Annotated in this window: 10 protein-coding genes; 3 read left to right on the forward strand and 7 right to left on the reverse strand. The window is 69.2% G+C overall.

Annotated elements, in window-relative coordinates; genetic code table 11:
• The first annotated feature begins 6 nt into the window (after positions 1-6).
• Positions 7-474, forward strand: coding sequence for a YaiI/YqxD family protein (locus ACWPN5_RS11990; RefSeq protein WP_492295504.1), 468 nt, complete (start codon positions 7-9; stop codon positions 472-474).
• 34 nt (positions 475-508) lie between these two features.
• Here ACWPN5_RS11990 and ACWPN5_RS11995 read toward each other — a convergent pair whose 3' ends face one another.
• Entirely contained in the window at positions 509-1,846 is a 1,338-nt protein-coding gene (locus ACWPN5_RS11995) for a PAS domain-containing protein (protein WP_200477933.1), read from the reverse strand.
• 97 nt (positions 1,847-1,943) lie between these two features.
• Entirely contained in the window at positions 1,944-2,522 is a 579-nt protein-coding gene (locus tag ACWPN5_RS12000; protein ID WP_247883216.1) for a hypothetical protein, read from the reverse strand.
• A gap of 510 nt (positions 2,523-3,032) precedes the next feature.
• Between ACWPN5_RS12000 and ACWPN5_RS12005 the strand changes: the two genes are divergently transcribed.
• The gene (locus ACWPN5_RS12005; protein WP_492295507.1) at positions 3,033-3,473 is read left to right on the forward strand and encodes a hypothetical protein; all 441 of its coding nucleotides are present in this window, start codon (positions 3,033-3,035) and stop codon (positions 3,471-3,473) included.
• A 213-nt stretch (positions 3,474-3,686) separates the two neighbouring features.
• Positions 3,687-4,079 (forward strand): hypothetical protein, encoded by a 393-nt coding sequence (locus ACWPN5_RS12010; protein WP_492295509.1) that lies wholly within the window; start codon positions 3,687-3,689, stop codon positions 4,077-4,079.
• Between the two features lie 37 nt (positions 4,080-4,116).
• Here ACWPN5_RS12010 and bfr read toward each other — a convergent pair whose 3' ends face one another.
• From bfr to glgB, 5 genes are all read right to left on the reverse strand, one after another.
• Positions 4,117-4,602, reverse strand: a complete 486-nt coding sequence (gene bfr, locus ACWPN5_RS12015; RefSeq protein ID WP_014240606.1) for a bacterioferritin — start codon at positions 4,600-4,602, stop codon at positions 4,117-4,119.
• 123 nt (positions 4,603-4,725) lie between these two features.
• The gene (gene malQ, locus ACWPN5_RS12020; protein ID WP_492295511.1) at positions 4,726-6,915 is read right to left on the reverse strand and encodes a 4-alpha-glucanotransferase; all 2,190 of its coding nucleotides are present in this window, start codon (positions 6,913-6,915) and stop codon (positions 4,726-4,728) included.
• A gap of 225 nt (positions 6,916-7,140) precedes the next feature.
• On the reverse strand, positions 7,141-8,178 hold the full coding sequence (locus tag ACWPN5_RS12025) for a response regulator (protein WP_145686817.1): 1,038 nt from the start codon (positions 8,176-8,178) through the stop codon (positions 7,141-7,143).
• A gap of 87 nt (positions 8,179-8,265) precedes the next feature.
• Positions 8,266-10,416 (reverse strand): glycogen debranching protein GlgX, encoded by a 2,151-nt coding sequence (gene glgX / locus ACWPN5_RS12030; RefSeq protein ID WP_492295514.1) that lies wholly within the window; start codon positions 10,414-10,416, stop codon positions 8,266-8,268.
• A 179-nt stretch (positions 10,417-10,595) separates the two neighbouring features.
• A complete protein-coding gene (glgB, locus tag ACWPN5_RS12035; protein ID WP_492295516.1) occupies positions 10,596-12,860 on the reverse strand; it encodes a 1,4-alpha-glucan branching protein GlgB in 2,265 nt (754 codons plus the stop codon).
• Positions 12,861-12,909: the final 49 nt, after the last annotated feature.

A 12,909-nucleotide genomic window follows, 5' to 3' on the forward strand; every position in this document is an offset into this window, starting at 1 on the left:
AGCCGGGTGGTCGAGATTTATGTGGATGCCGATGCCTGCCCGGTAAAGTCGGAAATTTACCGGGTGGCCGGGCGCAACGGAATCAAGGTGTGGATCGTCAGCAACGGCCCGCTCCGCCTGCCCAACGAATGCCTGTCGGAACTGGTCGTCGTCGGGTCGGAGTTCGACGCCGCCGACAACTGGATCGCCGAGCACGCGACCGAGGTCGACATCGTGGTCACCGCCGACATCCAGCTCGCCGACCGCTGCGTCAAGAAGCGCGCCGTGGTGATCGGCCCGACCGGCCGCCCCTTCACCGAGGACAGCATCGGTTCGGCCATCGCCACCCGCGCGCTGATGCAGGACCTGCGCGACATGGGCGTGGTCAGCGGCGGCAACAAGCCGATGAGCCAGCAGGACAAGTCGAAGTTCCTGCAGACGCTCGATCAGGCGGTGCAGGCGCTGAAGGCCGGGCGGCGGCCGAAATGGCGGTGAACCGTCAACCGGGCAAGGTTCACTGGGGCAAGGTTCACTGGGGCAACGCGCCCGCCTGACCGGCGGCGAAGGCCCGCGCCTGCCCGTGCGTGACGATCCCCCGACGGTCGAGCTGCTTCAGCAGGACCGCGGCCAGTTCCGCCTCGACCAGCGCGGGGGAGAAGGGACCCAGGCGGCGGTCGGCCGCGACGCCGAAGGCGGCGGCCAGACGCTCCAGCGACGCCCCGTCCGGGGGCCCCTCCAAGGCCGGGTCGAGCGCCGCGGCCAGCCGCGCGAGGTCGAGCGTCGGCGGTGCCTCCGGTTCCGGCAGGCCGGCGTCGCGGCAGGCGCGGGCCAACGTGCGGAGCGACGCCTCGACCCCCACGCCGACCACCGCGCAGCCGCGCAGGGCGTCGGCGATCACCGGCCAGGCCGCGGCGAAGGGCCGGGCGCCCGCCACCATCGCCGTGGTCACGCCGTGGAGCGCGGAGCCCTCCGCCGGGATGGGGGCGCCGGGGTCGATGAATAGCTCCAGAGAAAGGCTGCGGAAGACGCGCGGCCCGACCATCCGCACCGTGCCCACCGCGACGACCGGCCCGTCCTCCGGGCGGCCGGTGACGGGCGTGGCGGCGGTGGCGACCCACAGGCTGACCAACGGCAACGCCAGCAGCGGGTCCTCGTCGCCGAGGTGGACGGGACGGGCGTTCGGGCGCAGGAGCAGCCGCTCGCCGGACAGCAGCGGCTGCGCCTCGCCGGCCTTCGCCGGAAAGACCAGGGCGATCCCCGACTGAAGCCCCAGATCCTTGACGCGCACCGGCACCTCGCCGCCCTGGGCGCGGCGCAGCAGGGCGGAGACCATCTGGCCGTTTTCGCGCGCCCGCTCGATGGCGCGGAACAGCTCGGGGCGCGACAGGTGGTCGTAGATGTCGGCCCCCACCGCCAGACCGAGATGGGCGGAGGCCGCGGGGTTCAGCGTCTCGATCCGCCCGAAGTCGTCGAGCACCACCACCGGCTCCTCCAGCGCGGCGATCACGCCGGCCAGCCGCTCGCCGGGACGCGCCTCGCCATGGCGGCCATGGCGCAGCGCCTCCGCCGCCGCCCGCGCGAGGTCGCCGGCCTCGTCCTCCTTCGCATCGGCGGCGAGGGAGGCGGCGTTGCGCCCGCGCCACGCCGACAGGGTCTCGCGCAGCCGGCCCAGATCGCGGAAATGGCGGTTCAGCCGGGCGAAGGCCATCCACAGCGCCAGCACGCCGAGCCCGACGGCCCCCATGTCCAGCAGGGAGCGCTCGGGGTCGGCGACGGCCAGCCGCCCAATCTCAACCCCCAGGAAGGCGAGCGCCATGCCCGCCACCGCAAAGCCCAGCACCGCCGAACGCCACGCCCCGCCCCGCATCGGGCCGCCTCCACACACTGTCAGGAAGTGGCGACTGTAGCGCCCCGGGACGCCGGCGGAAAGGGAGCGGGCGGACGAGCCTCCCGCCCCATGCCGGCTAGTTCGCCGCGAAGCAGTAGAGCAGCCCCGCCCCGCCCGTGCCCTTCAGGGCGTCCTGGCTACAGCCCCCACGCGTCAGGTGCGAGCTGTTCCAGGATTTGGCCGGCGGGTCGTCGCTCAGCCCGATGCGGTCGTGATGGCCGACCATGGCCGCACCCTCGGCCCCGCTGCGGGTCCAGTTGCCGCAGGTGCGGTCCTCCGCGCCGTCGAAGGCCCGGCCGTCCGGCTGGCTGCCGGTCAGGATGTCGTGCGTGTTGGGGGTGTCGCCGCGGCCTTTGACCGTCTCGCCGGTTTCGGTCAGCCCGGTCTCCTTGGTCAGACCGTTGGCGGCGTGCAGATCCTCCACAGTGCGGGCGATCACCTGCCCCTTGGCGTTCTGCCAGGGGCCGGCGCCGATGCGGTCGCGGGCGTTGACCGCGGGCCGCCCGTCCGCCGCCTGGGTGGACAGATAGGCCTTCCAGTCGCGGTTCCCCGCCCCGACGGCCTGCGCCAGTTGCCGGCAGTGGCGGTCAGCACCCTCCAGGCCGCCGAGATCGGCGCCCTTCCCCGATCCCACGCTGGTGATGAAGAAGGTCATGCCTGGGGAACCTCCGGACGTCTGTGCGGATGCCGGTGCCGCGGTCAACAGCACCGCCGCCGATAGCGCAGCGCCGATACCAGCCCCAAAGATGGTGCGGACCATGGGTGCCCTCCCCTGCCTTGTTGTTCAGACGATGGTGGATCGTGGACGCCGGGACAGACGGCTTTATTCCCGCATCCTTTCGGCGCATCGCCGAGCCGCATGGCCGATCCTTCTTTTTCGCCCTTCCGATGCCGCGCGGAATCCTTATGGTCTCTGGCGGCCCCGCCATGCCGGACCGCCGAAGGGATTTAATACGAATTTCGAACCATTTTGGCTTCATAACGATAAAAAGCTTCGCACAACTCAAAATAATAATGAGAGAATGCGCGGACGAACACACGCTCTCGTTATAACGCTTTTAAACATTCAAAGACTTATTTGACCGCCGTTAATCGCTCATTAAGGCAAACCCGGCAGATTTGGTCTTGCGTTCTCCTTCACATTTTTTTGGGTCCGGCGATGGTGATGGTCTACCACCCTTACGCGCTCCAGCATCGGCAGGAACGGCGCTCCGGGCGCAGGCTTGCGCTGGCCTTGATCGTCGCACTCGGCCTCCCCCTGACGGTGGGCGCCGGCTACACCCTGGAGACGGTGCGCGGTTACGCCGTGCAGGCCCGTTTGGCACAGGCGGTGGACGCGGCGGCCCTGGCCGGTGGGCGGGTGATGTTCGACGACCAGCGGGACGGTCACATCCGCAGCTTCTTCGACAACGCCTTTTCCAGGAGCTTCCTGGGCGCCCACACCGCGGTGCTGAAGATCGAGGACGACACGCGCAGCGGTGTGCTGACGGTGCATGGACAAGCGACGGTGAAGGCGCTGTTCACCCGCGTCCTGGGTGGCAGCGATCTGATCGTGGAGGCGCAGTCGGTCGTCCGCCGCAATATTCGTGGCCGCAAGGGGGCTTAACCCCTCAGAACCGCAACCCTCGGCGCCGTCGGATGGACGGCCACCACGGCGCCGTGCCCCTGCCCGAATTTTTTAAGGCATCGGGAAGCTTTGCGCTGATACCATACGGGACCAAGTTCACCCACAAGCCGCCCCGCCCCCGTGTCCAGCATCCTGTCCCTATCATCGGCGTCGAGCGCTCAGTCCCTGTCCGGGATGGGTCGGCTTCGGCAGATGTTGGCCAGCGAAGCCATTGCGGTGCAGCCCATCCGGCGCGTGCCGGGGGAACAGGAGCGCCGGCGCTCCGACGACGTCTCGGCCACCGACGACGCGCTGAAAAGCGCAAACCGCACGGAACTGGGCGGAGCGGACGGCAACCGCGCCGGCCGCGCCGGTTCCTCCTCGAAATTCGCTTTGGACGATGCGGAGGCCGGCGACCGGCCGGTGACCGGCGCGTCTCCACGGCTGAGCGCGATGCCGAACGCCGGTTTCCTCGCGCAGAGCATCCATCAGGACGCCATGGGCAGCGGCCTGCACATCGAACCCTGGTCCGCCGCCATCACCGCCTACCGCAAGGCCGACGCCGCGGCCTATGCGACCGGTGCGTCGGCTGGGGTGTCCGTCTAGACAGCGCACCTTTGACGGTGGTTCAAGACCCCATCGCTCAGGACGAGGAATCCTCGCCGTAGATCTGCTCCTGCTGGTAGGCGGTCAGGCCCACGCGCTGGATCAGGTCGAGTTGGGTCTCCAGCCAGTCGATGTGCTCCTCGGTGTCCTCCAGGATCTCCCGGAAGATCTCGCGGCTCTGATAGTCGCGCACCGCGTCGCAGTCGGCGATGGCCTCCAGCAGGTTGCCGCGGTTGTGGCTCTCGATGCCGAGGTCGGCGGTGAACATCTCCGGCAGGTCTTCGCCGATCTTCAGCTTGTGCAGGTCCTGCAGGTTGGGAAGACCTTCCAGGAACAGGATGCGCTCGATCAGCTTGTCGGCGTGCTTCATCTCGCCGATGGATTCCTCGTAGACCTTGCCCGCCAGCCGATGCAGGCCCCAGTTCTTCAACATGCGGGCGTGCAGGAAATACTGGTTGATGGCCGTCAGCTCGTTCGTCAGAATCGTGTTGAGGTGCCGGATAACCTTCGGATCACCTTTCATCTACCCCTCCGTCTTGATCGGCCGCGCGGCGTGGCGCGCGGCTCCCTGTTCTTTTGCCCGACGACTGAGGCGAAGTGTAAGCCAATAGCGCGGGATAGCAATCAGCTTCCGGTCCGGCCGGCCTCAGGACCGCTCGCTGCGCACCGCCTCGGCCAGCCGGCGCACCCCCTCATCCCCGGCCATCGCCTCGACCGGCAGGCCAAGGCGGCGGCGCCAGTTGGGATGCTGGTCCACAGTGCCCGGCAGGTTCGGCTGCTCCACCTCGCCCAGCGCGTCCTCGATCTGCACCATGGCGATGCGCCCCGGCGAGCGGGACAGGTAGCGGTGCACCGCCTCCATCAGCTCGCGCGAGAAGGGTTGCGAGCCCTCGTTGTTCGGGTAGTTGGCCGGGCGCAGCCCTTCCCGCTCCAGCGCCTGGAGCATCCACCAGCGGTCCACGCCGCGGTCCCAGACGTCCTTGTTGCGCGCCGCCTCGTCGGGATAGAGGTCGAGCCGGGCCCGCCAGTCGAGGTCGCGGTTGGTCCAGAAGCCCTTGAAGGTGGCGAGGTCGTGGGTGGTCACCGTGACCATCGCCCCGGCCGGATACTCCTGCGGCGCCTTGAACCCGCCATCGGCGCTGCGCTCGAAATACAGCACGCGGTAGCTGAGGATGCCGGCCCGCTCCAGCGCCGGGCGGAAGCCCTCCGGCACGGTGCCGAGATCCTCGCCGATGACGATGCAGCGATTGCGCCGGCTTTCCAGCGCGATGATCCGCAGCAGATCCTCGAACGGGTACTCGACATAGGCGCCGTCGCTGCCGTCCGCCGGAATCCAGAACAGGTGCTGCAGGGCCATCACATGGTCGATGCGCAGCGCCCCAGCGTGGCGCATGTTGGCGCGCAGCATGGCGATGAAGCTGCCATAGGCCGATTCGCGCAGGCCCACCGGCGACAGCGGGGCGAGACCCCAGTTCTGCCCCTTCATGTTGAACTGGTCCGGCGGCGCGCCGACGTTGGCGCCCTGCACCAGGATGCCCGATTCGCCCCAGGCCGCCGCCCCGCCGGGATGCGCCGCCACCGCGAGGTCGCGGTAGAAGCCGATCGGCAGCCCGGCCCGCCGCCCGCGCTCCGCCGCCGTGCCGAGCTGGCGGTCGGCCTCCCATTGCAGATACTCGAAGAACTCGATCCGCTCGGCCTGCTCGGCGGCGAAGTCCTGGACCTCCGGGCTGTCCGGATGCTGGAAGGCCGGCGGCCACGTCCGCCACATCCACTGGGACGGGTCGCGGCGGTAGAAATGCTCGTGCAGCGCCTCGAACACGGCGTGGCGGCGCAGCGGCTCGCCCATCTCGCGCCGGAACGCTTCGAACGCCTGTCGCCGCGCGTCGCTCTCGCCCAGCGCCCGGAAGGTGGCGTGCAGCGCCTCCAGGACCGGCATCTTCAGGGCGGAAACGGAGGGATAGTCCACCAGCTCCGTCGCCCGCACGGCGGCCAGCCGCTGGCGGAAGTCCTCCGACGCGATGAGGGCCTGCGCCTGCGGCGTGGCCGCCAGCTCCGGCACCCGCTCGACGTCGATGTAGAGGCTGTTAAGGAAGGTCCGGCTGCTCGGCGAATAGGGGCCGATGTGGTTGGGGTCGGCGGGGAACAGAGCGTGCAGCGGGTTCAGCCCGACCAGCCCGGCGCCGAGCCCCGCCGCCGTCTCGGCGAAGCGCCCGAGGTCGTCGAAGTCGCCGATGCCCCAGTCGTCGCCACTCTTCAGCGCGTAGAGCTGCAACCCGATGCCCCAGGTGCGTCCGCCGGGCACCACGTCCTCCACCGTCAGGCAGCGCTGCGGCGCGACGATCAGCACCGTGCCGCCCTCCAGCGTGCCGCCCACGCCCTGGGGCCGGATCACCACCTGCAAGCGGTGATAGCCGAGCGGCAGCGTCGGCGGCAGGCGGGTGGAGACCGTGCGGCGCTCGTAGGCCACGCCGTCGAGCACCCGCTGGTCGGCCAGCGGCAGGTTGCCGACACGCAGCGACGCGCGGTGGGCGAGCCCGCCCTCCTCGGTCAGCGTCCAGGTCAGCTCGGCGTCCTCCAGACCGGCCGGGACGGCCAGGGCGAGGCTGAGCGGCGCCCCCTCGTCGATCACCAGGACGGGGGGAAGCATGCGCCGCCACGCCCGGTCCTCCACCGCGTGCAGGCTCGCCGCCAGCTCTTCGCCGGTGCCGGCGGGATAGCCCATGGCGGCGGACAGCGCCCGCTTCGTCGCGTCGGAGGTCTCGCGCCGGCTGCCCCAGATGTCATGGTAGAAGGGCTCGATGCCAAGCCGTTCGGCAAGCCGGTCGAGATCGCTCATTCAGGGGTCCCCGCGTTTGTCGGTCGTGGCGTCTTGGTGGCGTCATCGTGGCCGCAACGGCCTGCGCGCGAGCATTGCGCGTCGGGCCGATTCCGTCCAGCCCCGAACATTCGAATTTTCATATTGACCGCAACGCTTTCGCGGGCGGCGACGGGGCAAGGGTGACAACGCGCCGCAACCCTGGATGATCCCGGCTTCGCCGTCAGCGGCGCGCCCTTCGCCGGGTCATCCTTCCACCGCCTCTTTCGAGGCATTCCCACCGGCCGCCGGCACCGCCAAGGCCGCCCGCGCGGCCTCCGCCTTGGCCTGTGTCATCTGCTCCAGACGGGTGCGGTAACCGGACACGGCGGCGGCGACCTCGGCCATCATGGCGTCCAGGGAGCGGACCGTGTCCACGGCCCGCATGAGGTCGCGGGCGAGCGAGCGGGCGCTCTCCAGCTCCTCCGCCGCGACGGCGCCCGATTCGGCGTGGAGCCGCAGCCGCTCGGCCATCATCTTCAAGGACTTGGCGACCGATTCCGTCGGCCCCGGCTCGCTCAGGTCGTCGAGGCGGCGGAGCAGGTCGTCGAGAAAGGCGGGAACGCGGCCCACATGCTCCATCGCCATGCGCTCCGGCGGACGGACGGCTAGGCCGGGGGCGGCGAACTCGATCAGGAAGGCGACCTGCACGCTGATGCGCAGCAGCTTCTGCTCGTTGACGAAGTGGTTGGCCTCGGCCATCAGCTGTCGGGCGTTGATGTGGGCCCAGCGGTTGGTGGCCTTCAGCCGCAGCGTGTTCGGCGCGTCGAGCAGCGGCACCTGGGCGCCCTCGCGCGGCGACTTGCGCCGGTCGGGGCCGGTGTAGTCGGCAGTCACCACGAACTTCTTGCGCGATTCGATCAGGGCGGCCAGCCGGTCCTGCACCTTCTTGGGCGACACCGGCTTCACCAGCAGGTCGTCGGCCCCGGCGTTGGTGACGCGCATGAGCAGCAGCGGCGTCGGCTGCCACGTCGTGGCGACGATGCAGGCGTAGGGGTTGCGGGTGTCCGGCTCGTTGCGCAGGCGGCGGATGAGGCGCAGCGCCTCCGGCTCCTCGCCGTCGATGTCCAGCAGGATCAGGTCCGGCGTGGCCGCGGTCACCGCCTCCGCCGCGTCCTGGGCCGAGCCATGCACCGCCGTCTTCTTCATCCCCAGCCGCGCCAGCACCTCGCGCAGGACGCGCTGGCTGTTGGACTGCGTGTCGATGATGGCCGCATCAACCAGGGAGAAGTCGTAGTCGGGCATGCGTCGGTTCCGCGAAAACCGGAGGTGGAGGACCCACCCCCGGTCCCGACGTTAGCACAGGCGGAAAAAACCACCTATTGACCCGCATCAACGACCGGGCGATTCGACCTGCACGAACACCAGCGCGGTCCGCCCGTCCACCGGCATCGTCCGCCCGGCGAGTTGCATCCGCCCGTCGCCGGCGCCGTCCGCCACGCGGGTGTCGAGCACGCAGCGCCATCCGCGCGCGTCGGGCACCTCCGGCAGGGTGACGTTCACGGTGTCGGTGTGGGCGTTCAGCACGATCAGCAGAACCCCGTCGTCCTGCGGCGCCCCGTCCACCCCGGTGTAGCTTCCGGCATGGCCGTTCAGCAGCAGCATGATGCAGCGCGCGTGGCCGTTGCGCCAATCCTCCGCCGACTTCTCAACCCCCTGCGGGGTGTACCAGACGATGTCCTTCAGCCCGTCCGCGGAAGTGCGGCGGCCGTGCAGGAACACCGGGCGGCGCAGCACCGGGTGCGCCTTGCGCAACGCGATCAGCCGCTTGACGAAGGCGAGCATCGGCCCGCCCTCTCCCTTCAGCCGCGCCCAGTCGAGCCAGGAGGTCTCGTTGTCCTGGCAATAGGCGTTGTTGTTGCCCTTCTGGCTGTGACCGATCTCGTCGCCGGCCAGAATCATCGGCGTGCCCTGCGACAGGAACAGGGTGGCCAGCAGGTTGCGTTTCTGCTTGGCGCGGGCCTCGCGGACCGCCGGGTCGTCGGTGTCGCCCTCCACCCCGTGGTTCCAGGAATGGTTGGCGGAGTGGCCGTCGCGGTTGTCCTCGCCGTTGGCCCAGTTGTGCTTGTCGTTGTAGGAGACGAGGTCGTGCAGGGTGAAGCCGTCGTGCGCCGTGACGAAGTTCACCGACGACCAGGGCCGCCGCCCGCGCTTCTCGAACAGGTCCGACGAGCCGGCGATCCGCCCCGCCAGTTCCGGCAGCATGCCGTCGTCGCCGCGCCAGTAGCGGCGCACGGTGTCGCGGTAGCGGTCGTTCCACTCCGCCCAGCCCGGCGGGAAATTGCCGACCTGATAGCCGCCGGGACCGACGTCCCACGGCTCGGCGATCAGCTTGACGTCGGCCAGCGCCGGGTCCTGCCGCACGGCGTCGAGGAAGCCCGAACCGGGGTCGAACCCATAGGGCTCCCGCGCCAGGACGGTGGCGAGGTCGAAGCGGAAGCCATCGACGTGCATCTCCGTCACCCAGTAGCGCAAGCTGTCCATGACCATCTGGAGCACGCGCGGGTGGCTGAGATTCAGGGTGTTCCCCGTGCCGGTGTCGTTGATGTAGAAGCGCGGGTTGTCGGGCAGCAGCCGGTAGTAGCTGAGGTTGTCGATGCCCTTGAAGGACAGGGTCGGGCCGAGATGGTTGCCCTCGCCCGTGTGGTTGTAGACCACGTCGAGGATGACCTCGATCCCCGCCTCGTGCAGGCGGGCGACCATGGTCTTGAACTCCGACAGCACGCCGGTGGTCATGTAGCGCGGCTCGGGCGCGAAGAAGCCGACGCTGTTGTAGCCCCAGTAGTTGCGCAAGCCCTGCCCGACCAGATGCCGGTCGTCGGCGAAGGACTGCACCGGCAGGAACTCCACCGAGGTGATGCCCAGCGCCTTCAGATAATCGATCACCGCGTGGGTCGACATCCCGGCGAAGGTGCCGCGCAGCGGGGCCGGCACCTCCGGGTGGCGCATGGTGAAGCCGCCGACATGAGTCTCGTAGATGACCGTGTCCGACCAGGGAACCGCCGGGTGCCGGTCGTGCCCCCAGGTGAAGGCGCGGTCCACCACCCGACACTTGGGCATGCCGCGCGCGTTGTCGCGCCGGTCGAAGGACAGATCCTCGCGCGTCGAGCCGACGCGGTAGCCGTAATGGGCGTCCGACCAGCGGAACGGCCCGAACAGCGCCTTGGCATAGGGATCGAGCAGCAGCTTGTTCGGGTTGAAGCGGTGTCCCGCCGCCGGCTCGTAAGGGCCGTGGACGCGGTAGCCGTAGAGCAGGCCGGGCCGGGCCTCCGGCAGATAGCCGTGCCAGACCTCGTCGGTGTGCTCCGGCAGGACGACCCGCTCGACCTCGCGCTGGCCGGTCTGGTCGAACAGGCACAGCTCGACCTTCTCGGCGTGCGCGGAGAACAGGGCGAAGTTGACCCCGAACCCGTCCCAATTCGCTCCGAGGGGATAGGGCTTGCCGGGCCAGACGGCGGTGCGCGTGGCGGTGGAGATGGACATCGGGGCAGACTCTCCACGGACACGAAGGTCGGGCGGAACCGCAAGCGGCTTGCGTCGGGCGCAGCAGGTGACCTAGCCGAAGCGGATAGCCACCTGCTGCAATAAAGGAGCGGCGCGCCGGTCGCGTCAAGTGCGGAACGCCGCCATCCTCTCGTCCCTGCGGTGGAAAGGCCGCCCCCTCACCCCGCCTTGCGCTCCAGCACCAGCGTGCCGAGCGGCGGCAGGGTCAGGCAGATGGAATGCGGGCGCCCATGCCATTCCGTCTCCTCGCTCGCCACGCCGCCGGCGTTGCCGACTCCGCTGCCGCCATACTCCGGCGCATCGGTGTTCAGCACCTCTTCGTAGCGGCCCGGCAGGGTGACGCCGACCCGGTAGCCGTCGCGCGGCAGCGGGGTGAAGTTGCAGACCACGACCACATGGTGCTCCGGGTCCTCCCCGCTCTTGCGCAGGAAGGCGAGGATGGAGTTGTCGCTGTCGTTGGCCTCGATCCATTCGAAGCCCGCCGGGTCGCAATCGGTCTGGTGCAGCGGCTTCAGGCCGCGGTACATGCCGTTGAGGTCGCGCACCAGCGCGTGAAGCCCCTGGTGCAGCGGCTCCTCCAGCAGATGCCAGTCCAGGCTGCGCGCCTCGCTCCACTCGCGCCACTGGCCGAACTCGCCGCCCATGAACAGCAGCTTCTTGCCGGGATGGGCGAACATGAAGCCGTAATAGGCGCGCAGGTTGGCGAACTTCTGCCAGTCGTCGCCCGGCATCTTGTTGATGAGCGAGCCCTTGCCGTGCACCACCTCGTCGTGGCTGAGCGGCAGGACGAAGTTTTCCGAGAACTGGTAGATCAGGCCGAAGGTGAGCTGGTGGTGGTGGTAGCGGCGGTGGATGGGGTCCTTCGCCATGTACTCCAGCGTGTCGTGCATCCAGCCCATGTTCCACTTGTAGCCGAAGCCCAAGCCCCCGAGATAGACGGGCCGTGACACCGCCGGCCAAGCCGTGGATTCCTCGGCCACCGTCATGATTCCCTGGTTCTGGCCGTAGGTCAGCTCGTTCATCCGCTTGAGGAAGGCGATGGATTCCAGGTTCTCGCGCCCGCCGAAGCGGTTGGGAACCCACTCGCCGGCCTTGCGGCTGTAGTCGAGGTAGAGCATGGAGGCCACGGCATCGACCCGCAGCCCGTCCAGCCGGTAATGCTCCAGCCAGAACAGCGCGTTGCCGAGCAGGAAGTTCTGCACCTCCGTCCGGCCGAAATTGTAGATCAGCGTGTTCCAGTCCTGGTGGTAGCCCTGGCGCGGATCGGCGTGCTCGTAGAGGTGCGTGCCGTCGAACCAGCCCAGCCCGTGCGGGTCGGTCGGGAAATGGCCGGGGACCCAGTCGAGCAGCAGCCCGATCCCCGCCGCGTGGCAGGCGTCCACGAAGAACTTGAAGTCCTCCGGCGTGCCGTGACGGCTGGTCGGCGCGTACAGGCCGATCGGCTGGTAGCCCCAGGAGCCGTCGAAGGGGTGCTCGGTGATCGGCAGCAGCTCGATGTGGGTGAAGCCGAGGTCCTTCACATAGGGCACCAGCCGGTCGGCCAGTTCCCGGTAAGTGAGGAAGCGGTCGCCCTCCTCCGGCACCCGCGCCCAGGAGCCGAGATGGACCTCGTAGATGGAGATCGGCGCGGTCAGGTCGGCGCTGGCGGAGCGGGTCCGCTGCCACTCAGCGTCCTGCCAGTCGTAGGACGGCAGGCCATGCACGACGGACGCGGTCTGCGGGCGGAACTCGGCCTGGAAGGCGTAGGGGTCCGACTTCAGCGGCAGCAGGTCGCCGCCCGCCCCCTTGATCTCGAACTTGTAGCGCTGGCCGACGGTGGCGTGGGGCACGAAGATTTCCCACACGCCGGCCTCCACGCGCTTGCGCATCGGCAGGCGCCGACCGTCCCAGTCGCAGAAGTCGCCGACGACGCTGACCCGCCGGGCGTTGGGTGCCCAGACGGCGAAGGCCACGCCGGCCACGCCGTCGATCTCCCGCGGGTGGGCGCCCAGCCGCTCGAAGCTTTTGAGGTGGGTTCCCTCGGCCAACAGATGGATGTCCAGTTCGCCCAGGACGTTCGAGAAGCGGTAGGCGTCCTCGAACTCCACCGTCGCCAGCGGGAACTGGACGCGCAGGCGGTAGCGGAAGCGCTCCTTGCGGTCGGGCAGGACGGCGAGGAAGAAGCCCTCGCCATGGACCTTGTCGGCTTCGCCCACCGGATCGCCCGAGGCGCTGTCGACCACCCAGAGCTTTTCCGCGCCGGGGATGAAGGCGCGGACCTCGACGGGCCGGTCCTTGCCGGACTGGTGCATGCCCAGGATCGCGAAGGGATCACCGTGGTCGGCGTGGACGATGGCCTCGATGCCGCCGCTCAACGGCGACACGGCCTTCGGCGACGCTTCCTGCGCCTTGGCACGGTTTCCCGTTCGGATGTCGTTCGGCATCGGCTGACTTTCCCCTTACCCTTGCTCGTTCTTGGGGTGTGAACATAGC

The sequence above is a fragment of the Azospirillum sp. UENF 211521 genome (assembly GCF_058780535.1).

Coding starts and splice junctions, on each gene's coding strand:
- ACWPN5_RS11995 (WP_200477933.1), bottom strand. CDS start 1,846: ATGCGGGGCGGGGCGTGGCGTTCGGCGGTGCTGGGCTTTGCGGTGGCG.
- ACWPN5_RS12000 (WP_247883216.1), bottom strand. CDS start 2,522: ATGACCTTCTTCATCACCAGCGTGGGATCGGGGAAGGGCGCCGATCTC.
- ACWPN5_RS12005 (WP_492295507.1), top strand. CDS start 3,033: ATGGTCTACCACCCTTACGCGCTCCAGCATCGGCAGGAACGGCGCTCC.
- ACWPN5_RS12010 (WP_492295509.1), top strand. CDS start 3,687: ATGTTGGCCAGCGAAGCCATTGCGGTGCAGCCCATCCGGCGCGTGCCG.
- bfr (WP_014240606.1), bottom strand. CDS start 4,602: ATGAAAGGTGATCCGAAGGTTATCCGGCACCTCAACACGATTCTGACG.
- malQ (WP_492295511.1), bottom strand. CDS start 6,915: ATGAGCGATCTCGACCGGCTTGCCGAACGGCTTGGCATCGAGCCCTTC.
- ACWPN5_RS12025 (WP_145686817.1), bottom strand. CDS start 8,178: ATGCCCGACTACGACTTCTCCCTGGTTGATGCGGCCATCATCGACACG.
- glgX (WP_492295514.1), bottom strand. CDS start 10,416: ATGTCCATCTCCACCGCCACGCGCACCGCCGTCTGGCCCGGCAAGCCC.
- glgB (WP_492295516.1), bottom strand. CDS start 12,860: ATGCCGAACGACATCCGAACGGGAAACCGTGCCAAGGCGCAGGAAGCG.